The organism is Tenacibaculum sp. E3R01 (genome assembly GCF_003318185.1).
Taxonomy (GTDB): Bacteria; Bacteroidota; Bacteroidia; order Flavobacteriales; family Flavobacteriaceae; genus Polaribacter; species Polaribacter halocynthiae.
Map to the genome: position 1 here is coordinate 253326 of NZ_QOCC01000019.1, position 26066 is coordinate 279391.

The 26066-nt window shown below is 29.2% G+C and carries 25 protein-coding genes; 13 read left to right on the forward strand and 12 right to left on the reverse strand.

Features of this window, described 5'->3' with window-relative positions; genetic code table 11:
- Positions 1-29: 29 nt before the first annotated feature.
- The 4 genes from DS884_RS06315 to DS884_RS06330 all read right to left on the reverse strand — a co-directional run bounded on the left by DS884_RS06315 (position 30) and on the right by DS884_RS06330 (position 3344).
- Complete coding sequence (locus DS884_RS06315) at positions 30-1244, reverse strand: 6-bladed beta-propeller (protein ID WP_113786162.1); 1215 nt, start codon at positions 1242-1244, stop codon at positions 30-32.
- The gene (locus tag DS884_RS06320; RefSeq protein WP_113786163.1) at positions 1234-1914 is read right to left on the reverse strand and encodes a DUF4974 domain-containing protein; all 681 of its coding nucleotides are present in this window, start codon (positions 1912-1914) and stop codon (positions 1234-1236) included. Before DS884_RS06320 ends, DS884_RS06315 begins: the two co-directional genes overlap by 11 nt.
- A 136-nt stretch (positions 1915-2050) precedes the next feature.
- Positions 2051-2320, reverse strand: a complete 270-nt coding sequence (locus DS884_RS06325; RefSeq protein WP_113786164.1) for a hypothetical protein — start codon at positions 2318-2320, stop codon at positions 2051-2053.
- A 241-nt stretch (positions 2321-2561) separates the two neighbouring features.
- A complete protein-coding gene (locus DS884_RS06330; protein WP_113786165.1) occupies positions 2562-3344 on the reverse strand; it encodes an amidohydrolase in 783 nt (260 codons plus the stop codon).
- Between the two features lie 78 nt (positions 3345-3422).
- Between DS884_RS06330 and DS884_RS06335 the strand changes: the two genes are divergently transcribed.
- Positions 3423-6176: a PD-(D/E)XK nuclease family protein gene (locus tag DS884_RS06335; protein WP_113786166.1), complete on the forward strand. Its 2754-nt coding sequence runs from the start codon at positions 3423-3425 to the stop codon at positions 6174-6176.
- 25 nt (positions 6177-6201) lie between these two features.
- On the opposite strand, the gene DS884_RS06340 is transcribed toward DS884_RS06335, so the two are convergent.
- Positions 6202-6735 carry a GNAT family N-acetyltransferase gene (locus tag DS884_RS06340; RefSeq protein WP_093869668.1) on the reverse strand — a complete coding sequence of 178 codons (534 nt, stop codon included), beginning with the start codon at positions 6733-6735 and terminating at the stop codon, positions 6202-6204.
- 48 nt (positions 6736-6783) lie between these two features.
- Positions 6784-7206, reverse strand: a complete 423-nt coding sequence (locus tag DS884_RS06345) for a molybdenum cofactor biosynthesis protein MoaE (protein WP_113786167.1) — start codon at positions 7204-7206, stop codon at positions 6784-6786.
- 107 nt (positions 7207-7313) lie between these two features.
- Between DS884_RS06345 and DS884_RS06350 the strand changes: the two genes are divergently transcribed.
- From DS884_RS06350 to DS884_RS06360, 3 genes are all read left to right on the forward strand, one after another.
- Positions 7314-7604: a YciI family protein gene (locus DS884_RS06350; RefSeq protein ID WP_093869666.1), complete on the forward strand. Its 291-nt coding sequence runs from the start codon at positions 7314-7316 to the stop codon at positions 7602-7604.
- Between the two features lie 59 nt (positions 7605-7663).
- Entirely contained in the window at positions 7664-8851 is a 1188-nt protein-coding gene (locus DS884_RS06355) for a phosphoglycerate kinase (RefSeq protein ID WP_113786168.1), read from the forward strand.
- A gap of 241 nt (positions 8852-9092) precedes the next feature.
- Positions 9093-10133, forward strand: a complete 1041-nt coding sequence (locus DS884_RS06360) for an NADP(H)-dependent aldo-keto reductase (protein WP_113786169.1) — start codon at positions 9093-9095, stop codon at positions 10131-10133.
- Between the two features lie 99 nt (positions 10134-10232).
- Here the strand turns inward: DS884_RS06360 and DS884_RS06365 are convergent, their stop codons facing one another.
- The 3 genes from DS884_RS06365 to DS884_RS06375 form a co-directional block, all read right to left on the reverse strand.
- Positions 10233-11510 carry a hypothetical protein gene (locus tag DS884_RS06365; protein ID WP_113786170.1) on the reverse strand — a complete coding sequence of 426 codons (1278 nt, stop codon included), beginning with the start codon at positions 11508-11510 and terminating at the stop codon, positions 10233-10235.
- 82 nt (positions 11511-11592) lie between these two features.
- Entirely contained in the window at positions 11593-13110 is a 1518-nt protein-coding gene (locus DS884_RS06370; protein ID WP_093869662.1) for a G-D-S-L family lipolytic protein, read from the reverse strand.
- 4 nt (positions 13111-13114) lie between these two features.
- Positions 13115-15991, reverse strand: coding sequence for a TonB-dependent receptor (locus DS884_RS06375; RefSeq protein ID WP_093869661.1), 2877 nt, complete (start codon positions 15989-15991; stop codon positions 13115-13117).
- A 191-nt stretch (positions 15992-16182) separates the two neighbouring features.
- Between DS884_RS06375 and DS884_RS06380 the strand changes: the two genes are divergently transcribed.
- The 3 genes from DS884_RS06380 (at position 16183) to serS (ending at position 18843) form a co-directional block, all read left to right on the forward strand.
- Positions 16183-17121 (forward strand): bifunctional riboflavin kinase/FAD synthetase, encoded by a 939-nt coding sequence (locus DS884_RS06380; RefSeq protein ID WP_113786171.1) that lies wholly within the window; start codon positions 16183-16185, stop codon positions 17119-17121.
- A gap of 151 nt (positions 17122-17272) precedes the next feature.
- Positions 17273-17500, forward strand: coding sequence for a helix-turn-helix domain-containing protein (locus DS884_RS06385; RefSeq protein ID WP_158530821.1), 228 nt, complete (start codon positions 17273-17275; stop codon positions 17498-17500).
- 68 nt (positions 17501-17568) lie between these two features.
- Entirely contained in the window at positions 17569-18843 is a 1275-nt protein-coding gene (gene serS / locus DS884_RS06390; RefSeq protein WP_113786172.1) for a serine--tRNA ligase, read from the forward strand.
- Between the two features lie 57 nt (positions 18844-18900).
- Here serS and DS884_RS18555 read toward each other — a convergent pair whose 3' ends face one another.
- Complete coding sequence (locus DS884_RS18555; protein ID WP_176974359.1) at positions 18901-19044, reverse strand: hypothetical protein; 144 nt, start codon at positions 19042-19044, stop codon at positions 18901-18903.
- A gap of 207 nt (positions 19045-19251) precedes the next feature.
- On the opposite strand from DS884_RS18555, the gene DS884_RS06395 reads away from it, so the two are divergent.
- The 5 genes from DS884_RS06395 (at position 19252) to mgtE (ending at position 23788) form a co-directional block, all read left to right on the forward strand.
- Positions 19252-21027, forward strand: a complete 1776-nt coding sequence (locus DS884_RS06395) for a tetratricopeptide repeat protein (RefSeq protein ID WP_093869657.1) — start codon at positions 19252-19254, stop codon at positions 21025-21027.
- Between the two features lie 82 nt (positions 21028-21109).
- Positions 21110-21439: a DUF4286 family protein gene (locus tag DS884_RS06400; protein ID WP_093869656.1), complete on the forward strand. Its 330-nt coding sequence runs from the start codon at positions 21110-21112 to the stop codon at positions 21437-21439.
- Positions 21440-21441: 2 nt separating this feature from the next.
- On the forward strand, positions 21442-21636 hold the full coding sequence (locus tag DS884_RS06405; RefSeq protein WP_093869655.1) for a hypothetical protein: 195 nt from the start codon (positions 21442-21444) through the stop codon (positions 21634-21636).
- Positions 21637-21645: 9 nt separating this feature from the next.
- A complete protein-coding gene (gene rsmA / locus DS884_RS06410) occupies positions 21646-22458 on the forward strand; it encodes a 16S rRNA (adenine(1518)-N(6)/adenine(1519)-N(6))-dimethyltransferase RsmA (RefSeq protein ID WP_093869654.1) in 813 nt (270 codons plus the stop codon).
- Entirely contained in the window at positions 22439-23788 is a 1350-nt protein-coding gene (gene mgtE, locus DS884_RS06415; RefSeq protein WP_093869653.1) for a magnesium transporter, read from the forward strand. Before rsmA ends, mgtE begins: the two co-directional genes overlap by 20 nt.
- On the opposite strand, the gene DS884_RS06420 is transcribed toward mgtE, so the two are convergent.
- A complete protein-coding gene (locus tag DS884_RS06420; RefSeq protein WP_113786173.1) occupies positions 23775-24461 on the reverse strand; it encodes a LysE family translocator in 687 nt (228 codons plus the stop codon). The genes mgtE and DS884_RS06420 overlap by 14 nt on opposite strands.
- A 59-nt stretch (positions 24462-24520) precedes the next feature.
- A complete protein-coding gene (locus DS884_RS06425; protein ID WP_113786174.1) occupies positions 24521-25564 on the reverse strand; it encodes a ferredoxin--NADP reductase in 1044 nt (347 codons plus the stop codon).
- Positions 25565-25727: 163 nt separating this feature from the next.
- On the opposite strand from DS884_RS06425, the gene DS884_RS06430 reads away from it, so the two are divergent.
- Positions 25728-26066 carry a PadR family transcriptional regulator gene (locus DS884_RS06430; RefSeq protein WP_113786524.1) on the forward strand — a complete coding sequence of 113 codons (339 nt, stop codon included), beginning with the start codon at positions 25728-25730 and terminating at the stop codon, positions 26064-26066.

The following is a 26066-nucleotide window of genomic DNA, read 5'->3' on the forward strand; positions in this document are numbered from 1 at the left end:
CTTTATAATTGAAAATAATGTAAAATGACTTAAAAATCCTTTAACTTAAATTTTACTATTATTTGGTTTCCATCTTCAATATTATTAGATAAAATTTTATTAATCTTATCAATTAACTTCTCTTTACCTATAATTGGGTAATTTGATTTATTCAATTCTTCTTTTATGAACTCAAGAGATATAGGATATAAAGCAGAATAAAAGAAATCATCACTAACCCCTTTTATTTCAAAAAGATCTTTGTAATAAGATTCACTATATTTCTTTGGAAAAGAATAGTTTTTAATCTTTAGACTTTCTTTTGATTTAAAAACATAAAATGATTTGGTTCCATTATTTGAAAAATTATAAATAAATGATTTTTTAGTTATTCCTTTAATACTAGAAAAGAAGTCATACCCTTTAAACTTATTAATGTCCTTATTTAAATCTTCAATTATTTTCTGATGAGAAGCTGTTTTAAAGTCATTATCAAGGGTTTTTTCTTTATACTTAAAAAGAGCAGTTGAACCTATATTTTTACTTGTAATTGTATAAAGAGAATCTGAAACTATATCACTAAAAACAACTGAATTACTATCCATTAAATTATGAAATGGGTTTTTCCCATGAATTCTTACAGAAGGAAATTTTTCATAATCAAAAGGAATAGATTTCTTTTTTATATTCCTTAAAGAATCTAATAAAATTAAATCATAATCTATAAAACTGTCATTAATTTTATTTCGGTGTTTTCCAGTAAAAAGAACTAAACTATTATCCTTTAGAAAACTAAAATTTAAAAAATTATATCCAATGTTTTCAACTCTTAAAAACTTCAATTTATCATTAAATATATAAAAACGTTGTTTTTGAAAATCATAAAGATATAATTCCTCATTTTGTATATTAAAAGAAATATCCTTAATCTCTCGATATTCATCAGGTCCAAAACCTGTTTTATTCATGTTTTTCAAAAGACCACCCTCATTATTTATTAAATAAACCTCATGTGTTCCTCCTTGTATGAATATTTTATCCTTATTAGGTATTATCTTAATTACATCATGTAAATCAACAACTTCTCCAGATTCGTTTTTTATTTCTATTAATTCCAATTGAGAGATTAAATCAAAAATATTAACTTCTGGCTCAATTGATGAATCTACATAAAAATCTTTTTTTAAATTAACATCATCTTTTTTACAAGAAAAAACTATCAAAATTGAAGTAACTAAAATAAATATAAAATTATTATTTTTCATTTTTGTATAAGTTTATTGTTCTTACTTCTTTGTATCCCTCTTCAATTTTAATTGAATAATAAAATTTTAATTCCTCAATTATTTCTTCTACAGAATTAGCGTGATGAATAGTTATATTATATTTTTCATTTCCATATTCTTCAACAAACAACTTTATGTCATACCATTTTTCAATTTGATTGACTATAGTTTTAATAGAAACACACTTCCCTCTAAAAGTTCTATTAATAATTTGTACTACCTCTCTATTATTTTTGTCATCACATTTTACTAACCTTGATTTATCAACTATTTTTTTGAGCGTCTTTACCTTTTTCTGAGATTTATCATACTTAAAAACCAAACCAATTTTTTCAATTAATAATCTTTGTAATTGCACTATTAATTTCTTTTTACTTATTCTAGAAGAGGATGTTGCCTTAAATTTAATTAATGGATTTATACCTGATTCATTACTTATATACTGAATAGGTGTGCCAGTTATTTTAGATATAAAATCAACCAATCTAAAATTATTAAATTGAATAAGTTTTTCCCCAGTTGCTTTTGAACTGACAAAATTTTTCTTCATCTCAAGAACCTCTAAATCAATTTTTATTGAATCGTTATTAGCATTAGAGAAAGCTATTTTCCATGAAAAAAAGAAAATAATTAAAACTACTTTTTTCATTTATTCTTTTTTAAATTTTTATAAAAACACCATACCTTGTTTAACACAAACTATATATTGTTTTTACTTTTATCAATATAACAATAGACAATATAGCTTTAAGTAAAGCCATATTGTCTATTTATTTTTAGGCCAGTTATTTTCCTGCCGGACTCATCATTACATTATTAGTATAGCACTTGGCACCACCAGTAACCCCTGCTTTACAACAAGCATAATATCCTGCACCACAAGTTACAGAAAAAGTAGTAGAAATTTCTACTGAAGCTGCTCCTGTCGTGAAAGTGATGGTACATGATGTTGAACCTACTCCTCCAGCGTCACAACCTGCATAAGAATTAAAAGAAGCAAATAATAATGATACTGATAGTATTCCTGAAATTAGGATTTTTTTTGTTTTTTTCATTTTTTAAAATTTAATAATTAAACAATTATATACTTATCGAGTAAGTATATTTAATAATAAATAATTAAAAAAGAATGTATTGCAATTTTTTATAAACACTCTTTCTTTTTGCTAGCAATATTATTTTAAAAACATAGCTAATTTTTTAAAATAACAATGCAAATATATAAAAACAAATAAACAAAAAAAGTTTTTTTACAAATACACTAAATTAATCTCTTTATTATCAAGCGTAAAAAGACTACTCTAAAAAACGAAAAGCATCACTATCTTCTAAAAAACGAAATTTATCTCTATAATTATTTTGTATTTCCTTATCTAACTCAACAATTAAAATCGATTCTTCTCCTTTATCACTTTTAGCCAAGCAATTTCCCAGAGTGTCATAACAAACGGTATTTCCCGAATACTCATAATTATTTGCATCAACCCCTACTCTGTTCACCCCTATAGTATAACTCATATTTTCAATAGCTCTAGCTTTTAACAAAGAATCCCAAGCATTAATTCTAGGCTTTGGCCAACTAGCAATATACATAAGTAAATCGTAGTTATTTGTGTTTCTTGCCCAAACAGGAAAACGTAAATCATAACAAATTAATGGGCGGATTCTCCACCCTTTAAACTCAATTAAAATATTGTTTTGACCGGCAGTATATGTTTCATCCTCTTTTGCTAACGTAAATGTATGTTTCTTATCATATGTTTCAATCTCTTCTGATGGGTGAACAAAAAGAAGTCTATTAAAATAATGTTCATTCTCTTCAATTATAATACTCCCTATTACAGCTACATCTAAAGAACTTGCTATCCCTTTCATCCATTGTATGGTTTCACCTTCCATGGTTTCAGCATTTTCACTAGCATTCATAGTAAACCCTGTAGAAAACATTTCTGGCAGAATAATCACATCTACTTTTGATGTAATTCCTTTTATTTTTTCTTCAAAAAACATTCTATTTGCTATAGGATCTTCCCAAACTAAATCTGATTGAATTAATGCAACACTAAGCTTTTTTGTCATTTTATTTTAATTGAAATGAGGTGTTTTATATCTCAAAAATAAGATAAAAATTGTACTTTGCTCCTATATAATTAGCCAATGCAATCATTTATTTCTGATACATTAGATAGTATTTTAAAAACAACCAAATCATTTGAAGATGTTGAGTTTATACTACCTTCTCAAAGAGCAGGAGTATTTGTTAAAAAGGCATTGAAAGATAAAATCTCTACTGGTTTTCTACCTAAAATAAGTAATATTGGTGATTTTATAGAGGATGTTTCTGGAATGAAGAAAGCAGATTCTGTTCAACTACTATTTTATTTCTATTCCATTTATAAAAAAGAAGAATCGAAACCCGACACTTTTGATGTTTTTTCTTCCTGGGCTTTTACCGTATTGCAAGATTTTAATGAAATAGATCAACACTTAATAAATGCACGTGAAATTTTTGTGTATTTAAGAGATATACATCGCTTGAGAAAATGGTCAGTTTCTGGAACATTCCAAGAAACAGAATTGATGAAAGATCATTTTGCTTTTATGGAAAAACTACATAAGCTTTACACCATTTTTTATGAGTTTTTAATTTCGGAAAAGAAAGGATATCAAGGAGTGATTTATAGAGAATCTATAAAATTAATTGATGATTATATTCTAAAAAACAAAAAAAAGAAATTCTTTTTTATAGGTTTCAATGCATTAAATGCAGCTGAAGAGTTGCTCTTTCAAAAAATGTTAGAAGCCAAAAACACTGAGGTATACTGGGACATTGACCAAGCTTTTTATGAAAGTAACCACCAAGCTGGAAGCTTTATTAGAAAATATAAAACCCGATGGAAATATTATCAAAAGAACCCTATACAAACAGTTGCGACACATTTTTCATCTCCAAAGAATATTCAAGTAATTGGAGCATCAAAAAACATAACGCAAATAAAGTATGCTGGAGAGTTATTATCAAAATTTTCTAACCATAACAATACAGCATTAGTATTAGCAGATGAATCTTTACTTCCAATAACCTTAAACTCATTACCTGAAAATGTTGATGCAATAAATATTACAATGGGATATCCGTTAAAAGATGTTCCTACCACAAGTTTATTACTCATTATTTTTCAGCTTTTTATAAATCAAGAAAAATTACAAAAAAAAGACCACCATCTTTTTTATTATAAAGATGTAATAGCTTTACTAAAACACCCAGCTATATATCAATTATTATATATTGAAGAACATAATATTGCAGACAGTATTTCTGAAGTAATTGTAGCAAGTAATACAACATTTGTCAATCAAGAAAAAATTACAGAGTTTTTTACGCAAATACCCATAGAAACGCAAAATGTTATTTTACCTCTTTTTAACCCTTTTACTACTGTTGATGACTTTTTATCACGTATTTTAAATGTTATTATTGTTTTAAAAGAAGTTGCTAATGAGTTAGAAAAAGAATACTTATATCGTTTTTTTACTGCATTTATACAGTTACAAAACTTACATGACACCTTTAATTATATTCAAGATTTAAAAACACTTCAGCAGTTTTTTAAACAACTAATACAATCTGAAAGTTTATCCTTTCAAGGAGAACCTTTACAAGGTTTACAACTAATGGGAGTATTAGAAACTCGTGTATTAGATTTTGAAAACGTAATCATTACCTCAGTAAACGAAGGAGTTTTACCAGGTAATAATCAACAAAATTCTTTTATCCCCTTTGATGTAAAAATAGAGTTTGGATTACCTACCTATAAAGAAAAAGATGCACTTTTTTCATATCACTTTTTTAGATTGTTACAACGTGCCAAAAACATATACATATTATACAATACAGAACATGATGTTTTTGGAAGTGGAGAAAAAAGTCGTTTTGTTACTCAGTTAGAAATGATGAGAGGTGACTTAAAAGAAGAAATTATAAGTCCTAAAATAATTACAACCGTAACCCAACAAAAAGAGATAACAAAAAATAAGGAAGTTTTAGAAAAATTACGAGAACTAGCTAAGAAAGGGATATCTCCATCAGCCTTAACCAACTATTTATACAATCCGATAGCTTTTTACAAACAAAAAATATTAAAAATAAAAGAGTTTGATGATGTAGAAGAAACTGTTGCTGCAAATACTATGGGAACTGTTGTACATGACACTTTAGAAGCTTTATACAAGCCTTTTGAAGGTAAATTTATATCAGTTGAGATCATTACTAAAATGCAACAAAAAACTAAAGAGTTAATTGTTTTCTATTTTTCAGAGCATTTTAAAAATGGAGACATTAGCACTGGTAAAAATCGATTAATTTTTGAAGTTGCTAATCGTTTTGTTATTAATTTTTTAAAACAAGAAAAAGAACTTCTTAAAGATGACAATAACCAATTAAAAATAATTGCTACTGAACAAACATTAGCTACTCAAATAACTATTGAAGGGTTTGATTTCCCGATTAAAATTCATGGCCAGGTTGATAGGATTGATGAATTAAACGGAGTTACTAGAATTATTGACTATAAAACAGGTAAAGTAGATGCGTTAAACTTAAAAGTATTAGATTTTAGTTTATTACCTGAATTAAAATATCATAAGGCTATTCAAGTAATGCTGTATACATTCTTGTATACACAACATACTAACTATGATTTTTCAAAACCATTAGAAGCAGGTATTATTTCATTTAAAAATTTAAAAAATGGTTTTTTAAAAATGAATTTCTCTTCAAATTATAAAACTCCTGACAATGAAATTACAGAAGAAAAATTGGAAGAATTTATGCATGAAATAAAAGAAATACTAAAAGATCTTTACCACCCAGAAACTTCTTTTATTGAGCCTACAGATTTGAAGTATTAGATATTTAAAAAAGTAAATTTAGTTACTAAATATCCATAAACACTACAACCCACGTTTGATTGTTATAATCGTAACGTACTAATTCTTCAAAACCAACGGCTTTATGTGCATTTATTGAACGAATATTTAAGGCATCTATTTCAGTAATTATACAATCATATGTAGCTGTAAAAGCATCTCTCATCTTTGCATACAAACCTCTAAAAACACCTTTTCCTCTATATTCTTTGCCAATACAAACCTGTCCCATAATAATATAATTACTATCAGATTTTATAGAATTATCTATTTCAGTAAACATAGGAGCTAAAACAGCTATTTCACCTCTAAATTTTTTAGACATAGATAAAGCATACCCAATAACATTTCCTTTACAGGTAGCAATACTATGCGCATGTACTTCATGCATGTTTTTTAATATTGCTAAATCATGTTGTACGGTAACAAAACCCTGCTCCTTTTTGTCAACTTCAGTTAAATTAACAGGTATATTTTCAGCTTGTAATGCTAATATTTGCTCTAGCTCTAATAGATTTTCAGTTGTTTTAAATTCAATCATAAATTCACTTTTTAATGAAATATTACCAAGTTTGGATTGGTATTATTTTTATGGATGTGCATTTACCCATACTTCGCCATCAGAAAAATATTCTTTTTTCCATATAGGCACAGTCTCTTTAAGCGTATCAATAGCATACTGACAAGCCTCAAAAGCAGCTCCTCTATGCGGAGAAGAAACTGTTATAATAACAGGAATATCTCCAATAGTTAATAAGCCCTCAGCATGATGGATTGCTATTTTTTTTACTGAAAATTTTGTTAAGGCAATATTAGCTATCTTTTTCATTTCTTTTATAGCCATAGGCTTATAAGTAGAAAAGTCTAACTGAGTTACTTCTTTATTTTTTGTAGCGTTCCTAACTGTACCTACAAATACAGCGATTCCTCCACAAGAAGGATCTGCTACAAAATCATAACATTCTTGTAAATTTAGTTTTTCAGACAGTATTTTTACAGAAATAGTATCCATTCTTTTTTAACAAATATATAAGTTTGTTATTAAATCAAATCCTATTTTAATATAGTTTTAAATAGTTATTTTTGTTGAAGAAAAAGAACAGTATTAAAATAGTAAATATGTTTATTATAAATCTTACCTACAAAGCTCCTTTGAAAAAAATTGATCAATTTTTAGAAGCACACATACAGTTTTTAAATAAACAATATACAGACGGTTTTTTTTTAACATCCGGAAGAAAAGAGCCTAGAAACGGAGGAATTATACTCTGTAAAGCAAAAAATAAAGATAATGTTGAGCAAATTATAAAACTAGATCCTTTTAAAATAAATAATTTAGCAGATTACGAAGTAATTGAATTCACACCAACGAAAACTAATGAAAAACTTAAGTTTTTAATAGAGCACTAAAAACTATTTGCTTTTTAAATACAATTTTTTTGACAAGAACAAACACACAATAACAATACATGAAAACACTAAACGATTATAATTTTGAAAACAAAAAAGCATTAATACGCGTTGATTTTAATGTTCCTTTAAATGATGTTTTTGAAGTAACCGATGACACAAGAATTCAAGCTGCAAAACCAACAATTATTAAAATTTTAGAAGATGGAGGAAGTTGTGTACTTATGTCACATTTAGGACGCCCAAAAGGTGTTGAAGAAAAATATTCATTACGTCATATTGTAGAAACAGTAACTACTATTTTAGGTGTAAAAGTTTCTTTTGTTGAAGATTGTATTGGAGATAAAGTTGAAACTGCTATCTCAAATTTAAAAGCTGGTGAAGTTTTATTATTAGAAAATTTACGTTTCTATGGTGAAGAAAAAGCTGGTGATGTTGCATTTGCTGAAAAACTTTCAAAATGGGGAGATATTTATGTAAATGATGCTTTTGGAACTGCGCACAGAGCTCATGCATCAACTGCTGTAATAGCTCAGTTTTTTTCTGAAAATAAATGTTTTGGAAATTTATTAGCTCAAGAAATTGAAAGTATTGATAAGGTTTTAAATAATTCAGAAAAACCAGTTACAGCAATTTTAGGTGGCGCAAAAGTATCTTCAAAAATTGGAGTAATTGAAAATATTATTGATAAAGTAGATCATATTATAGTAGGTGGAGGAATGACATTTACTTTTATCAAAGCTTTAGGTGGAAAAATAGGAAACTCTTTAGTTGAAGATGATAAATTAAATTTAGCATTGGCTATTTTAAAATTAGCAAAAGAAAAGAATACTGAAATTCATTTACCAGTTGATGCACTTATTGCTGATTCTTTTAGCAATGAAGCAAATACTAAAACGGTAAACACTAATGAAATCCCTGACGGTTGGATGGGACTAGATTGTGGTCCACAGACCTCTGAAAAATTTGCAGAAGTTATCTCAAAATCTAAAACTATTTTATGGAATGGACCATTAGGAGTTTTCGAAATGGAAAACTTTGCAAGCGGAACTATTGAATTAGGAAAAGCAATTGCAGAAGCAACCAATAATGGAGCATTTTCATTAGTAGGCGGTGGTGATTCAGTTGCTGCAGTTAAACAATTTGGCTTTGGAAATAAAGTAAGTTATGTATCTACTGGTGGTGGTGCAATGCTAGAAATGTTAGAAGGTCAAACCTTACCTGGTATAGAAGCGATACTTCAATAAGTATACTTATCATATTAAAAAAATAAATCCCGCAATTTTCGGGATTTATTTTTTTATAAAAACTTTACATTTTTCTTTTCAGAAATATTGGTATTTTTATGTTTTTAAGTAATTAAATCAACATTCAAAAAAGAAAGATTTAAAAGAATTTGACTCTCATCAAATTTTATTGAATCAGCTAAGGAGTGTAAAAGAAGAAATTGCTAGATATTCATAAATTAAATGACTAAATATTTCAAAAATGAAATACACAACATTACCAAATACTGATGTAAAAGTTTCTAAAATATGTTTAGGAACCATGACTTGGGGAAATCAAAACACTGAAGTAGAAGGGCATGAACAAATGGATTACGCTTTAGAGCAAGGGGTAAACTTTTTTGATACTGCTGAGTTATATTCCGTACCTGCAACTCCAGAAACTTATGGAGCAACAGAAAAAATTATTGGATCATGGTTTAAGAAAACAGGAAATCGTGATAAAGTTGTTTTAGCTTCTAAAATAGCTGGTGGTGGCGATTATACAGCTCACATTAGAACTGGAGGTTTTAACAAAAAAAATATTTCTGATGCTATTGAAGGAAGTTTAAAACGCTTACAAACTGATTATATTGATTTATACCAATTGCACTGGCCTGATCGTGGCGTGAATTGTTTTGGTGTTCGTGATTACCCATATAAAACCTCAACTAAAGAAGCTGAAAAGCATTTAGAAATTTTAGAAACCCTTAATGATTTTGTTAAACAAGGGAAGATAAAACATGTTGGTTTATCTAACGAAACTCCATGGGGAACCATGAAATATTTGCAAACTGCTGAGAAGCATAATTTACCCAAAATGGTAACTATTCAAAATTCATATTCATTAATTCACAGAAGTTATGAATATGGAATGAGTGAAGTTTCAATGAGAGAAGATGTTGGATTGCTAGCTTATTCTCCACTAGCGCAAGGTGTTTTGTCAGGAAAATATTTAGGAGGAAAGAAACCTGAAGGAGCAAGAGGTACATTGTTTCCACGTTTCATTTCTCGTTACATGGGTGAAGGATCTAAAAAAGCAGTTTTAGAGTATCAAAAAATAGCTGATAAACATGGATTAACATTAACACAATTATCACTTGCTTACATTAATCAATTACCATTTGTAACAAGTAATATTATCGGAGCTACAAAAATGAGTCAATTAAAAGAAAATATTAACTCTATAGATATTGAGCTTAGTGAAGATATCTTAATGGAAATTGAAATAGCTCACAATAAGATGCCAAATCCTGCTCCTTAAGGATTTTTATTGTTTTTCAACCCTTATGTGTTAAAACTCAAAATAAACACTTCTATCAAATAAAAACCCGATGAAATAAATCTCATCGGGTTTTCAAATTTAAAAAGTATACCCAATTGTTATGGACATAGTACTGTATTTTGAACTTATGTTAGAATATGTCGTTAAAAAATCACGATTATTTTGATATGTCAACTCTAAACTATAATTGTTCTTATAAACATATCCTATATGAAAACCAATACTACTACTAGTTCTTATAATAAAATCTTTAATAATAGCCCCATCAGTTCTTGTATATCTTAAGTATGAATCAAAATTAAAATCTAAAACAACAGATCCACCTATAAACATTTTAGAAACATCGTTCAGAAAAAAATAGCGTTTAATCCCAATTGGAACTTCAATAGATTTATAATTAGTTTCTACTATTATTTTTTTCTCAACTAAAAACGCAAAAGGAAGTTCTTTTTTAGCACTAAAAAATTGAAAAGTTGGTTCTACAAATAAAGACCATTTATTTTTGTTAAATGGCAAAAAGTATTCACCTTCCACTCCTATTTTGTATGTAGTTTTAGAATCGAAACTAATACTTGGTAAAAAACTAGAAGAATTGTCAATATCTAAAGTAGTATTTCTTACTCCTCCTTTTAAAGAAACTTTAAAAACCCCCTTGGTTTCTTTTTCATACTGATCATCAATTAAATACCCTGAACATTTATTGTATTTAATAAAAAACTTACTTAGACTTTGCTTTTTATATCTTAACTTCTCTATCTCTTTTAAAGAAATCGTTTTACAAGTTAAATTTTTAAATAACTGCTGCTTATACCTTTCATTTACATAAATAAAATTTCGATTAAGATTTTTGTTTACAATACTTCCGTTAAAAGAACTCAAGTTAGCATTATGCTTTGAATTTAAGTATCTTTTATAAATAAGAGGTTTAATAGATTTCTCTTTATTACTATAAAAAAACCTTTTTAAATTACCTCTCTTGTATCTATATAAATTTGACTTACCTTCTACCAACACTTTTAAAAAAAGAGTTTTTTTTTTTAAAATAGGTTTTCTAGAACCATCCAATTTACTAGTTTCATTACTTGACTGATCAACATCAACATTTCCTCTTGTGTACTTTGAAAAATTATAAACTCCAAATTCTTTAACTGATTCTATAGTATTAAAAATTTCAGGAGCACCATGATTAAGTTTATATTTAAATTTCAAAGGATTATTATCCCAATCTTCATTTTTTATTAAACATTCTACTCTTTCATTATTATTTTTTATAAAATAACCTTTTTCGAATTCAATTTGTGAGTAACAATTAATTGTTGCTAAAAAAACAGCAACATAAAATAGCATTTTTTTCATTAATTCTTTTTTTTAAAATTTTCGCAAAAATAAAAAAGCCTATCAAATGATAGGCTTTTAATATATTTATTTTCAATAAGAATTAATTCAACAAAGCTGGAGAGTAATTCGTTGGGTAATCAGCAGCTTTAGCTAAACCTTTAGTAGCTTTCATAAAGTTAGAACCATATTTACCATCAATAGCTTCTAACATTTTATTTGCCATTAAAGCATAACCTCTAGCAGTTAGGTGAATTCCATCTAAACTAACTAAACCACCAAAAATTAAACTAGTATTCAACGTATACTCATCAAACTGTAAACCAGAAGTTGAGGCAGTTTTTAAAATAACATTAAAATCTACAAAAGCCAATCCTTTTGAATCTGCCATTGCTTTAATGGTTGTATTATAACCATCTGTAGCTGTTTTTATAGCGTCAACCTCAGTTTTTGTTAACACCCATTTATCTTCTAATGGAACTGAAACTCCATTAACTAACAAAGGATTACCTCCTACAGTAGTACCAATAAAAGTAGAACTAGGTAATACTAATAAATCTTCACTAGTTGCTTGTCTATAATTTTTTAATCCTGGATTAATCGCTGTTAAATTTGTTAAATTTTTATCTACAATAACAACAGCATTTTTCCCTTCAGAAAAATTAATTGTTCTTTTTGCTATTTCAGCATCAGCCATAGCTTGAGTCATAGGAGTATTAGCTACTAAGAAAGCAAAAGCTTGTTTTATACCTGCATTATACAGTGCAAATCCCTGATTAGAAGCAGCAGCTACTGTAGCTGTCATAGGCACTGGGTTATGAGGCACTGTTGTAAAATGAGGTAATGTAGTTATGTACGGTAAATTTGCAACAACTCCTTTAGCCCCTTGTGCAGTTAATGTATTAATAATAGCACCAAAAGCGGCATCAAAAGTAGCTTTTGGAGTAATTGCTCCACTAGCACCTCCGGCCACAGCATAGTCTAATACATCATTTCCACCAACTTCAGAAAGCGTAAAAAATGTTGGTAATTTTGACGCTGCCTCAGCTAATAATGTAGATTGCGTTGGCATCATTCTTACAAAGTAAGGGTTTGCAGTTGCAGGAACTGTAGCTAAACCAGCTGCACTTCCATAATTAGGAGCTAAAAAATGAAAACTTTTTGCTCCAGGAATACCATAATTATTAAAAGCAGGTGCATTATCTGCTGGAAAACCTACTTTAGTTGTTGGTTTAACTGTTAACCTTGTAGGTCCTGAACCATTAAAATAAAATCTAGGCTGTAAAGCTACATTAGCTCCGCTTACCATTCCTCCAATATTATCTTTCATTAGAGGTTGGTTAAAATCACCTCCTTTAGCCATTGAAAACTTACTAGCTAAAATATTTGGGAAAGAATTTTTTTGAGCTTCCTTAAATAAAGCTCCATCTGTAAAACCTGCAGTAAAAGAAGCTCCTAATGATATATATTTAGAAAAATCTGCTGTTCCTTCTGTCACAGCAACAACTGGAACTTCTGGGGTATTATCCTTAATTGGATCTAAATCATTATTTACATCACAAGCTACTAATCCTATAAAAAGAACTGGTAACCAATTATATTTAAAATTTATTTTTTTCATCTTTTTAGTTGTTAATTGTCCAAGAAAGGAAATACTGAGAACCTATTGCTCCAACACCTGGTGCACTAAAGTATTCTTTTCCTGTTAAGTTAGCTCCTCCTAATTTAATTACTGACTTCCATGCTGGAATTCTATAATTCACCTGTGCATCTAACACAGTTCTTGAATCCACATCTCCTTCGAAGAAAGAAGACTCCCAGTAAAATTCATTCTGCCATCTAGCACTAACATTAAAACCAAAGTTTTTAAATAAATCTGTTTTACCTAATTGTAATTTTACTTTGTGCTCAGGAGTATTAAATCCTGCTTCAAAATCTGGATCAGAAGTTTGATCAAAATCAAATTTAGACCAAGTATAGTTTAATCCAACGTTAAATCCATTGAAAACTTTAGTAGTTAACCCTAAACCAACTCCATAAGAAGTAATATCTGCTGCTGAATTTGTTCTAAAACCAACACCTGCGAAATCTCCATTTCTTAATGCTAATAAAGCTAAATCACCTTGAGTAGCACCTGGCACTCCACTAGGAGCAGTACTTCCTACTTTTCCATAAAAAGGAACTGCAATATTTTTAATAGCAATAAAGTCTTGATAATCGTTATAATAAGCACTAAAATCAACACCTACTTTTTTATCTGAAACAGATAAAGCACTTCTATATCCAACTTCAAAAGAGGTTACTTTTTCAGGTTTAACTAAACCAAAATTTGCTTTAGATGGAGCTCCTGCTTCGATTGAACTTAATGAAAAGGCATTCTCAAAAGCATCTCTACCTGTATATGTTGTAGTAGCACCTAAACCAGATACAGCTCTACCAGCTGGACTTACACCTATTGGTAAAGAAGTAAAACGATCTAAGTTATCTTCAGCTGTACCTATTAATGTACCACCACCAGTTGTTAAACCAATATATTGATCTTGTGTCGTTGGGTTTCTAAATCCTGTTTGAAAAGATGCTCTAAAGTTATGATTCTTAAATTCTCCAGCTGAATATGCTAAAGATAAACGAGGAGAAACATTTCCTTTAAAGTTTTTAGCTTTATCATAACGAGCTGAACCAGTAAACTTTAAACGGTCTTCTAAAAATTTCTTTTGTATTTGTGTATATACACCATACTCATCATAAGCAATAGGACTATCAGCATCCGTAAATATAGTTCCAAAAGAATTTAAATTAAATTGTCTATATGAACCTCCTACTTGAACCTCTGCCCAATCAATATAATCACGTAAATTTAAATTTGCATCAACATGATATAAACTAGTTTGATCTTGAAATTTAGAACCACTTGTTAAATCTGGATCTTTAGTTACCTTATCAAAAGCAGCTTTAAATTCAGGAGTACCTGGCATATAACGACCTTGATCAGCAAAACTTCTAGCCGCAACATGAGCATTAGCAGGATTAGCACCACCTTGTGTAGCAGCGTTAAAATACCCTAATACATATCTTGCAAACCAAGTATTATCTGCATCTTTTGGATTAGCTAATTGACCAGTAGCTGGATTTATAACCCATTGGTTGTTTATGTTTAAACCTGCAAATCTTGTATCATAAGAATCTCCAGCATCTTCTCCTGTATAATATCCTCTTACAAAGAAGTTTTTACCTCTAAACTCTAATTTATGTTGCTCCATAAAGAAGTTAGCAATATTATATCTGTTTTGACCTTGGTAAATAGTATTACCAGTACCATACTTAGAATTCCAAATAATTTCTAAACGGTCATTACCCCAAGGGCGGTAATGTAAAGAAGCACCAAACTTTAAACTTTTTGCTTCATTACTCATTAAATCTACCTCATTGTAACCTGTTCTACTAACTCTAACGTTAGGAACAACTCCTTGTGCAGATGCTGGTAAAGTTCCATTTGCTACTAAACCATCAACTACTCTTTTCAAATCAGTAACTGCCTCATCTCCATAAACATTAAGTCCATCAAAATCTAGTCTTGAGTCTCTATCTCCTGGTAAATAATTCCCACCTACTCCACTTGTATTTCTATAATCTGTAGCGTGCCACTCTTCTCCTTTTAAGTAAGAAAACGTAGCTTTAACAGCAAATTTGTTATCAAATGCATGAGCCATACGAATACTAGCATCATCAAAACGATTGTTTCCAGCAGCTTGCTGAACTGTATATCCTGTTTTATAAACAACACTTATACCTTGATCGTCAAAAGGATTTTTACTAGTCATTAACATAATACCATTAAAGGCATTTGCCCCATATAATGCAGAAGCAGCTCCTGGTAATATCTCAACTGTTTTTACATCTAATTCAGACATCCCTAAAAGGTTACCTAATGCAAAGTTTAAAGCTGGAGAAGAATTATCCATTCCATCAACTAACTGAACAAATCGTTCGTTTGCAAAAGCAGCAAAACCACGAGTGTTTACTGATTTAAATGTTAATCCACTTGCGTTAATATCAACTCCTTTTAAATTTTCTAAACCATCATAAAAAGAAGGAGAAGATGTGTTTTTTATCGCTCTTGAATCAAAACGCTCAATTGTAACAGGAGATTCCATAATACGCTCTGGCGTTCTTGATGCTGAAATAACTACCTCATCTAATGAAGTTGCATTTTCAGTTAAACTCACCTCTACTATTTGGTTATTCTGTGTTATTTCTACTTTTTTTGTTTCATACCCTAGCAAAGAAATTTCAAGAGTAAAAGGAGGAGTGTCGGTTACTTTTAAAGTAAATTTCCCATCAAAATCGGTACTAGTTCCGACTGCCTTTCGGGAAACCTTAATGTTTGCACCTGGCAGCGGTCCACCAAGCGATGCGTCATTTACTGTACCCGTAATAGTAGTCTGTGCAAACATCCCACTACTAAGCACTGCAAATGCAACAAGTAATAATCTTTTCATCATAATGTGTAAAATAATTTGTTAACTTACCGCAAAATACGATTTTTTTTCATTTTCAAAATATTTGTGTTAAATTTTATTAAAAATTAAATAATAACTCAATCTTTATTGCTAATCACAATTCTCTCATTATTACTAACTATGCTTTTACTATATGTTATACATATTGTACATTTGCTAAAACTTTTTAAAAATTGGAAATAACTCACTCAATTTTTGACTTTACTCCTACTCAAAAAACATTTGTTACCATTGGTACCTTTGACGGTGTACATATAGGACATCAAAAAATTATAAAAAAGTTAGTTGATGATGCTAAGTCAGCCAACATGAAATCGGTTTTATTAACTTTTTTTCCTCATCCAAGAATGGTACTTCAAAAAGAAGTTTCAATTCAATTAATAAATACGATTAAGGAACGCACAAAGTATCTAGAACAATTAGGGCTAGATTACCTAATAATCCATCCTTTTAGTAAGGAATTTTCTAGATTAACAGCGTTAGATTTTGTTCGTGATATTCTGGTTAATCAACTTAACACTTCAAAATTAATTATTGGTTACGACCATCATTTTGGAAAAAATAGAGAAGGTAACATTGAACAATTAACTGAGTATTCTCACTTATACGATTTTGATGTTGAAGAAATTCCTGCACAGGATATCAATGATGTTTCTGTAAGTTCTACTAAAATTAGAAAAGCCTTATTAGGTGGCAAACTTAAAACTGCAAACAAATATCTTGGCTATAATTTTCCGCTTGCTGGCAAAGTTGTAAATGGAAAACAACTAGGTAGTAAAATAGGGTTTCCAACTGCTAACATAGCCATTATTGAAAATTATAAACTTATTCCTAAAACAGGTGTTTATGTAATTAAATCTAAAATTAACAATGAATTATTTTTTGGTATGATGAATATAGGTAACAGACCTACAGTTGATGGGAAAGATCAAACTATTGAAGTTCATTTTTTTGATTTTAATCAAAATATTTATGATCAAGAAATAAGTGTTAATTTACTTTACTTTGTAAGAGATGAACAAAAATTTGAATCTATAAACGATTTAAAAAATCAATTAAAAATCGACAAAGAAACTTCTATTAGTTTTTTAAAAAGTTACGCCAATTACTAATTTTAAATTTCATTTAAAGCCCCCCGGTTTTAAACATTACATAGTTTGTTTGACGTAACTTCCAAGGCAAAGTTAGTCTTTTTAATTTCTTAATAATGACAGACTTGTCATTATGTTTTCAATATGTTTTTTAGAATTTGTATCAAAAAAAATGATACTTACCAAAGACGAGATAATTTTAAGAAAAATAGCCCTTTGTATTAAAACTTTACGAACTAAATACGATGTTACTTTAAGTGAATTTTACATTGATACAGGCATTCATTTAGCAAGAATAGAACAAGGAAAAACAAATGTAACGGTTTTTACTATTCAAAAAATATGTGATTATTTCAATATTACACTATCTGATTTTTTCATGATGCTCGAACAAATTTAGTATCAAAAACACATTGCTTAAATGTATTACATCCTGTATCTTTGCCTTTCTTAAAAAAATAATAAAAGATGTTACAGGTTCAGTTTATTCGAGAAAACAAACAAGCTGTTTTAGAAGGATTAGCAAAACGTAGTTTTACTAATGCTCAAACAATAATTGAAGAAGTATTAAGTACTGATGAAACCAGAAGATCAACTCAGGTTTTATTAGATAATATTTTAGCTGAATCAAACAAACTGTCCAAAGAAATTGGTAATTTATTTAAATCAGGAGAAGCACAAAAAGCTAATCTTTTAAAAGAAAAAACAGGTCAGTTAAAAGATCAATCTAAAGAGTTAACAGAAAAGTTAAATATCGCTACGAGTGAGTTGCAAGAGTTATTATACCAAATACCTAATATACCTCATACTTCTGTTGTAGCTGGAAAGAACGAAGAAGATAATGAAGAGATTTTTTCTGAAGGAATTATTCCTGAGTTAAATGAAAACGCACTTCCACACTGGGAATTAGCTAAAAAATACGATATTATTGATTTTGATTTAGGCGCAAAAATTACTGGAGCTGGTTTTCCTGTATACAAAGGAAAAGGGGCTCGTTTACAACGTGCTTTAATCAACTATTTTTTAGATAAAAATATTAAAGCTGGCTATAAAGAGGTTCAAGTACCACATTTAGTTAATGAAGCTTCTGGTATAGCTACAGGTCAGTTACCAGATAAAGAAGGACAAATGTACCATGCATCTGTAGATGATTTATACTTAATTCCTACTGCTGAAGTACCAATAACTAATATACATAGAAATGATTTAGTAAAAGAAGCTGATTTGCCTATTCAATATACAGGCTATACACCTTGCTTTAGAAGAGAAGCCGGAAGTTATGGTGCTCATGTACGAGGATTAAATCGTTTGCATCAATTTGATAAAGTTGAAATAGTAAGAATTGAACATCCAGATAATTCTTATAATGCATTAAATGGAATGGTAGAGCACATTAAAGAAATTTTACGTGAATTAAAATTACCATATAGAATTTTACGCTTGTGTGGTGGCGATACAGGATTTGTTGCTGCCTTAACTTTTGATTTTGAATTATATTCAACTGCGCAAAAGCGTTGGTTAGAAATAAGCTCTGCTTCAAACTTTGAAACTTATCAAGCAAACCGTTTAAAGTTACGTTTTAAAAACAGTGATGGAAAAAGTCAATTAGTACATACTCTTAATGGTAGCTCGCTTGCTTTACCTAGAGTTTTGGCTGGTATCTTAGAAAACTACCAAACAGAAAATGGAATTAAAATACCTGAGGTATTAATACCTTATTGTGGATTTGATACCATTGACTAAATTGCAAACAAATAACTAAAATTAAAAAAGTAAGTTTCAAGTTTGAAACTTACTTTTTTAATTTGCTATAATAGCTGTCATTATTTTTTTGCATTTATTCATTTCTAAAAGTGCCTCAAAATATTGAGATATTTGACCTTTCTTCATAAACTCATTTGCTCTTTCTTTTGCCGAGTTGTATTGTATAGATAAGTTTTTCATACTAGTATTTGTTTAGTTCTTTTATTAGTAAGACAAAGTTCGTGCCAAAATGTTACAAAGACTTTAATAAAAAACATAATTTTAATGAATTTTTAACAAAAAAACACATGTTTTACTAAACTTTTAAAAGGCTAAATATTTGATTATATGGTCTTTTTTCAAGAAGTTTGTGTACATTGTATTCAAAATAAATACATTTAATTTTTAATGAAAAAACTTATCTTCTTATTTACTTTTTTTATTTCCAGTCTATTTTGTTATTCTCAACAAAACGGTTTTATAATTGCTGAAAATTATTTTAGAAATGGTGAATATGAAAAAGCAATACAATTGTATAAAGAGCTTCATAACAAAAGTCCTTATAATACAACTTATTTAAAAAGATTAATTAGTTGTTACCAAGAAACTAACCAATTTTTAGTTGCTGAATCTTTACTTCTCAAAAAACTAAAAAAATACCCAAAACAAACATACACATATGTGATGTTAGGGTATAATTTTGAACGTAAGCAAGAAATTAACAAAGCCGATGAGCAATATAAAAACGCATTAGAATCTGTAAAAAACAATAGTGGATATGGTGGTATAATAGCAAACCTTTTTAAAAACTATAACAAGTTAGATTATGCTTTAAAAGCTTACAATGGCATTATGGATAATAATCCAAAAGCAAATTACGGATTTCAGCTTGCTCAAATTTATGGTGAAAAAGGTGATTTTGAAAAGATGTTTGACTCGTATGTTAATTTAGTTGATAGAAATGAAAAATACCTCAATAATATTAAACGATATGCGAGTAAATATATTAACGATGATAGCGAGAATGAGAATAATACTTTATTAAGAAAATCAATTTTAAAAAAATCAATTAGTAAGCCCAAAAATGTGTGGAATGATTTGCTTGCTTGGTTATTTATTAAACAAAAACAATATCAAAAAGCACTAATACAACATAAAGCTTTACTTGCTAGGGACGCTGATAATTTATCTGGTATAAAAAATTTAGGTAAAATAGCTTTTGAAAACAAAGACTACGAAACCGCTAAAGAATGTTTTGATATCGTAATAGAAAAAACTAATTACCCTACTGATAAATTCAGAGCTGTTTATATGAATTTACAGGTTGATATTGTTACAAAACAGCCTAATATTGAAGAGAAGTTTCAACAAATATTTACTAAGTTTGGCTCAAACAGAAATACATTATTTATTCAATTAGCTTACGCAGACTTTTTAACCTTTACCAAAAATAACCCTGAAAAAGGAATTAAAGTTTTAGAAAAAGCAATGAGTTTTACTAATTCAAAATTCACCAAAGCTTCCGTTAAACTTAAACTAGGAGAAATATTAGTTTTTACTAGAAACTTCAATAAAGCACTCATTTATTTTTCACAAGTACAAACTCAATTTAAAAATCACTTTTTAGCACAGGAAGCTCGTTTTAAAGTTGCTCAAGCCTCATATTTTAAAAATGATTTTAAATGGGCTAAAGCACAATTAAAAATATTAAAAGGATCTGCAACTCAACTTATAGCCAACGATGCCGCAGAGCTTTTTTTAACAATTTCAGACAATCAATCTAAAGACAGTATATCTACTGGACTAAAAGAATACGCAAAGGCAGATTTATTAGCGTATCAAAATAAAAATAAAGAAGCCATCGGTTTATTATCAGAAATAATAACAACTTATAAAAGTCAACCAATTGAAGATGAAGCCTTATATAAACAAGCTCAGTTATTTGTAAAACAGGAAGCATATGCAAATGCTATTGATAACTTTACTAAAATTTTACAATTAGATCCTGAAGGAATCTTAGTTGACAATAGCCTATATGAATTAGGAGAGTTATATAATAAAAAATTAAATAATCCTGAAAAGGCATCTGAATACTACCAAAAGATTATTTTTGACCACGCTTCCAGTATTTACTTAGTAGATGCTAGAAAAAAATACAGAAAATTAAGGGGAGATAATATTTAATTAACTATTTATATCATATACAATAGCCACAAGAATTAATCTTTGCTATTACACTTATTGATATAGTATTACATTACAAATTATGTATATATATAACGTAACAATAAACGTAGACGAAAGCATTCATAATGAATGGCTTATTTGGATAGAAAAACACATACCTGAAGTATTAGCTACAGGTAGGTTTATAAGCGCTAAAATGACACAGGTTTTAGTGGAAGAAGAAATGGGGGGTGCTACCTACTCTATTCAATATACAGCAAAAACAAGAGAAGATTTAGACAATTACTATAACCATGACGCAAATAAACTTCGTACTGATGGAATGAAGAAATTTGCTGACAAAATGTTGGCCTTCAGAACTGAATTAAAAGTAATTAACGAATTCTACCCTACGGTAAGCAGCAATTAAAAATGCAAAACAAAATTTACCAAAACAGAAACACTATTCTTTATTTAAGTGTTTTTTTAATAGTTTTAGGTGCCCTAATAACCTACTTTTACTATGGTATTGAACCTTGGGAAACAATTGGAGGCTTTTTAGGTGGTTTTGGATTGGGAGCACTTATAATTGTATTTTCAATAAAAAAACCTACTATAAATAATTAGTATTAGAACATGACAGTAAGAGCAAAAAAACATTTAGGACAACATTTTTTAAATGACGAGAGTATTGCTAAAAGAATAGCAGATTCTTTAACCGAAACAGGATATGAAGATGTACTTGAAATTGGTCCTGGAATGGGTGTTCTAACTAAATATTTGTTAGAGAAAAAGTCAAAAGTTACGGTTATGGAATTAGACACTGAATCTGTAACTTATTTAAAAGAAACCTTTCCTTTAGAACATTTAAAACTAAATACTTCTTCAGAAAAATTTACCATAATTGAAGGCGATTTTTTAAAACAAGATTTCACAAAAGTTTTTAATAAAAAACAAGTTGCTATTATTGGCAATTTCCCATATAATATTTCTTCTCAAATAGTTTTTAAAGCAATTGAAAACCGTGAGTTTGTTCCTGAATTTTCTGGAATGTTTCAAAAAGAAGTAGCTAAACGAATTGCGGAAAAAGAAGGGAGTAAAGTATACGGTATTATTTCTGTATTAACACAAGCTTTTTTTGATGCAGAATATTTATTTACAGTTCCTCCTACTGTTTTTAATCCACCACCTAAAGTAGATTCTGGGGTTATCCGTTTAACTAGAAAAGAAAATTACACGCTTCCGGTTGATGAAAAATTATTTTTTAGAGTTGTAAAAACTGCTTTTAATCAGCGAAGGAAAATGCTTCGTTCTAGTTTAAAATCTTTTAATCTTTCGGTTACTTTAAAAGAAGACCCTATATTTGCGAAGCGTCCCGAACAATTGTCGGTACAAGACTTTATAAGCTTAACGTCTAAAATCGCAAACGATGGCATTAGAGATCACTAAAGACCTTATTGATAACGTACGAGAATTAATAAAAAATCAAAAAGACACTGCTCTTTCTAATTTTTTTGCAGAAGTACATCATGCAGATATTGCTGAAGTATTAGATGAGTTATCATTTGATGAAGCCGTTTATATTATTCGTTTGCTTGACTCTGAAACCACTTCAGAAGTGTTAATGGATGTTGATGAAGATGTTCGTGAAAATGTACTAGAACAACTATCTGCCAAAGAAATTGCTGAAGAAATTGACGAACTTGATACAGATGATGCTGCTGATGTTATTGCTGAATTACCTGAAGAACGTAAACAGGAAGTAATTCAAAAAATTGAAGATAAAGAACATGCTAAAGAAATTGTTGAACTTCTACGTTATGATGAAGATACTGCTGGTGGTTTAATGGCTAAAGAGTTAGTAAAGGTTAATGAAAACTGGAATGTGCTTACTTGCGTAAAAGAAATGCGTAAACAAGCAGAAGAAGTTACCAGAGTTCATTCTATTTATGTAACAGATAATGATGGAAAACTAAAAGGACGTTTATCATTAAAAGATCTTTTAATGGCCTCTACTCGGTCAAAAATTGCTGATGTATATATTCCTAAAGTAGATTTTGTTGACGTTCATGAAAAAGCTGAAGATGTTGCTAACATTATGCGCAAATACGATTTAGAAGCGATTCCTGTAATTGATGAATTGGGTGTTTTAGTTGGACGTATTACTATTGATGACATTGTTGATGTAATTAAAGAAGAAGCAGAAAAAGATTATCAATTAGCTGCAGGTATTACACAAGACGTAGAAGCTGATGACACTATTTGGCAATTAACTAGAGCACGTTTACCTTGGTTATTTTTAGGTTTGATAGGTGGTGTAGGTGCAGCAAGAATTATGGGTTTTTTTGATGATGCTATTGCTGAAAACGCAATTCTTTTTATGTTTACTCCGTTAATAGCTGCGATGGCTGGAAATGTAGGTGTACAATCATCAGCTATTATAGTTCAAGGTTTAGCAAATGATGATGTAAAAGGAAGCATTACCGATAGGTTATTAAAAGAAGTATCTTTAGCAATGATTAATGGACTTGCTTTGGCTATTTTACTTTTTATATATGTTTTTGCTACTGAACAAGACATGAATATAGCTAGTGCTATTTCTGTATCTCTTTTTGTAGTTATTATTGTAGCTGGTTTGGTAGGTACTTTTATTCCTTTATTTTTAAATAAAAGAGGAATTGATCCGGCAATAGCTACCGGTCCATTTATAACTACAAGTAACGATATTTTTGGAATTTTAATTTACTTCTGGATAGCCAAAGTTATTATTGGTTTTTAGTTGTTTGCTCTACTTTTTGGAGCAAACTATCTATTTGATCTTTAGGTATAAAACTTTTTAACATTATAAGCGCTCCAAAAACTATTAATAAAACTCCCATCCCCCTTTTTATTCTATATATTACCAATGGTGTTAACTTGCTTTTTAATTGTTTCGCTAAAAGTATTTTACCTAGATCGCTTAAAGCATACCCAATTATTACGGTAAAAAAGTACCAAAACATATAACTAGGATTCATATTTAATGTTGGACCTACTACCACAATTATACCTAACCATCCTGCCAAAACACCAACATTAATAAAATTTAAAGCGAATCCTTTTAAAACTAATTTCAAATAGTTGTTGCTTTCTGGAATATCTACTTCACAAACTTCAACCTCCTTTTTATTACTTTTATCTAAGTAAGTTATTAATCCGTATACAATTAATATTAAACCCCCAATTAAAAATAATCGAGGGTCATCTTTAATTTTTTCTAATAAACTTCTACTTCCAAAATATGCTATAAGCATAAAAAATATATCGCCTAAAATTACACCAATATCAAATGCAATTGCTGCTCTAGCGCCTTTTAAAATACTTGTTTTAATAAGCATAAAAAACACCGGACCAATCATAAAAGACATTACTACACCTACAAAAAAGGCATTTTTTAAATCGTAAAAATCCATTAATTTTTATTTATTTATAAATAATAGCCATCATTTAAACTACTAGAGTATTCAACAAATTATACCTCGTCGTAATCTACAGTTACTTTAGCTGTCGTTGGATGAGCCATACAGGTTAAAACTAATCCTTCTTCTAACTCATCATCTGTTAAAATAGAGTTTTTAGTCATCACAGCTTTACCTTCAGTTACCAAAGCTATACAACTACTACAAACACCTCCTTGACATGAATATGGAGCATCAAGTTTATTTCGTAAACTTGCAGCTAACAACGTATCTGTTTGTTTCATTGTAAAGGTAGTTTCCTCATCATCTAACATCACAGTAATTTCTGTTTCACCATCTTTTATTTCAGAAACATTTTCCTCATTAACTGACGCTGTAAACAATTCAAAATGAATCTCATTCTCACTTAATCCATTTTCACTTAATGCTGAAGAAGCTATTTTTATCATTTCTTCAGGACCACATAAAAACGCTTCGTCAAAAGAAATTTCTTTATATAAATTCTTTATAAAATAATTAACATTGCCTTTATCTATTCTACCAAATAACGATGGTTCATTACGCTCCCTACTAAAAACATAATTCAACTTAAATTGCTCAGGATATTGTTGTTGTAAATCACCTAATTCTTTATAAAAAATAGTATCAGCAACACTTTTATTTCCATACACCAATGTAAATGTAGAAGTAGAATTTTCTAATGTTGATTTTATCATTGAAAGCACAGGAGTTATTCCACTTCCTGCAGCAAATCCAATATAATTTTTATTAGTTGCTGGTTGCAATATAAATTTACCTTCTGGTGCAGTAACCTCTATTTCATCACCTGCTTTAAGTTCTGAAGTTGCATACGAAGAAAACCTCCCGTTTTCAACAGCTTTTACTGCTACTTTAAGCTCTCCACTTTTAGGTGATGAACAAATAGAGTACGCTCTTCTTACTTCTTCTTTTTTTATTTCTTTCTTTAAAGTAACGTATTGTCCTGCTACAAAAGAAAAAGTTTCTTTTAATGTTTCAGGAATTGTAAATAAAATAGAAACTGCATCAGTAGTTTCTTTAATAACTTCTTTTATAGATAATTTGTAAAATTTTGCCATTCTTTAAGTAATATCGTGCAAAAGTAACAAACTAATAACGAATGAATAGTTAGAGTTTCCATAAAATAATACCTAAGAATTTTATACATAAGAAAATTATGCATACATTTACACCATGTTTTAAGCGTTTTTTAAAATGCAAAACAGTAAGACAGGTAACGAAATGGGAAATCAAAAATTATATAAAGGTTCATTACAAACCATCATTTTAAAACTTTTAGCACAAAATGATAAAATGTATGGCTACGAAATAACACAAAAAGTAAAAGAACTAACAAAAGGAGAATTGCAAATTACTGAAGGCGCTTTGTATCCTGCTTTACACAAACTAGAAGCTGAAGGTTTATTAGATGTAGAAGTAGCTAAAGTTGGAAACAGATTACGAAAGTACTATAAGTTGACTGAAAGCGGTACAAAAGAAACGGCTAATAAATTAGCAGAAATGCAAGAGTTTTTAAAAACTATGCAGCAATTAGTAAATCCAAAATTAAGTTTAGATTAA

Excerpts from the sequence above, each read along its gene's own strand:
- DS884_RS06330 (WP_113786165.1), bottom strand. The coding sequence starts at position 3,344 with ATGACAAAAAAGCTTAGTGTTGCATTAATTCAATCAGATTTAGTTTGG.
- DS884_RS06365 (WP_113786170.1), bottom strand. The coding sequence starts at position 11,510 with ATGAAAAAAATGCTATTTTATGTTGCTGTTTTTTTAGCAACAATTAAT.
- DS884_RS06350 (WP_093869666.1), top strand. The coding sequence starts at position 7,314 with ATGTTTATTATAAATCTTACCTACAAAGCTCCTTTGAAAAAAATTGAT.
- DS884_RS06400 (WP_093869656.1), top strand. The coding sequence starts at position 21,110 with ATGTATATATATAACGTAACAATAAACGTAGACGAAAGCATTCATAAT.
- DS884_RS06430 (WP_113786524.1), top strand. The coding sequence starts at position 25,728 with ATGGGAAATCAAAAATTATATAAAGGTTCATTACAAACCATCATTTTA.
- DS884_RS06345 (WP_113786167.1), bottom strand. The coding sequence starts at position 7,206 with ATGGATACTATTTCTGTAAAAATACTGTCTGAAAAACTAAATTTACAA.
- DS884_RS06340 (WP_093869668.1), bottom strand. The coding sequence starts at position 6,735 with ATGATTGAATTTAAAACAACTGAAAATCTATTAGAGCTAGAGCAAATA.
- DS884_RS06370 (WP_093869662.1), bottom strand. The coding sequence starts at position 13,110 with ATGAAAAAAATAAATTTTAAATATAATTGGTTACCAGTTCTTTTTATA.
- rsmA (WP_093869654.1), top strand. The coding sequence starts at position 21,646 with ATGACAGTAAGAGCAAAAAAACATTTAGGACAACATTTTTTAAATGAC.
- mgtE (WP_093869653.1), top strand. The coding sequence starts at position 22,439 with ATGGCATTAGAGATCACTAAAGACCTTATTGATAACGTACGAGAATTA.
- DS884_RS18555 (WP_176974359.1), bottom strand. The coding sequence starts at position 19,044 with ATGAAAAACTTATCTATACAATACAACTCGGCAAAAGAAAGAGCAAAT.
- DS884_RS06405 (WP_093869655.1), top strand. The coding sequence starts at position 21,442 with ATGCAAAACAAAATTTACCAAAACAGAAACACTATTCTTTATTTAAGT.
- DS884_RS06355 (WP_113786168.1), top strand. The coding sequence starts at position 7,664 with ATGAAAACACTAAACGATTATAATTTTGAAAACAAAAAAGCATTAATA.
- DS884_RS06385 (WP_158530821.1), top strand. The coding sequence starts at position 17,273 with ATGATACTTACCAAAGACGAGATAATTTTAAGAAAAATAGCCCTTTGT.
- DS884_RS06320 (WP_113786163.1), bottom strand. The coding sequence starts at position 1,914 with ATGAAAAAAGTAGTTTTAATTATTTTCTTTTTTTCATGGAAAATAGCT.
- DS884_RS06420 (WP_113786173.1), bottom strand. The coding sequence starts at position 24,461 with ATGGATTTTTACGATTTAAAAAATGCCTTTTTTGTAGGTGTAGTAATG.
- DS884_RS06425 (WP_113786174.1), bottom strand. The coding sequence starts at position 25,564 with ATGGCAAAATTTTACAAATTATCTATAAAAGAAGTTATTAAAGAAACT.
- serS (WP_113786172.1), top strand. The coding sequence starts at position 17,569 with ATGTTACAGGTTCAGTTTATTCGAGAAAACAAACAAGCTGTTTTAGAA.
- DS884_RS06375 (WP_093869661.1), bottom strand. The coding sequence starts at position 15,991 with ATGATGAAAAGATTATTACTTGTTGCATTTGCAGTGCTTAGTAGTGGG.
- DS884_RS06335 (WP_113786166.1), top strand. The coding sequence starts at position 3,423 with ATGCAATCATTTATTTCTGATACATTAGATAGTATTTTAAAAACAACC.
- DS884_RS06395 (WP_093869657.1), top strand. The coding sequence starts at position 19,252 with ATGAAAAAACTTATCTTCTTATTTACTTTTTTTATTTCCAGTCTATTT.
- DS884_RS06315 (WP_113786162.1), bottom strand. The coding sequence starts at position 1,244 with ATGAAAAATAATAATTTTATATTTATTTTAGTTACTTCAATTTTGATA.
- DS884_RS06325 (WP_113786164.1), bottom strand. The coding sequence starts at position 2,320 with ATGAAAAAAACAAAAAAAATCCTAATTTCAGGAATACTATCAGTATCA.
- DS884_RS06360 (WP_113786169.1), top strand. The coding sequence starts at position 9,093 with ATGAAATACACAACATTACCAAATACTGATGTAAAAGTTTCTAAAATA.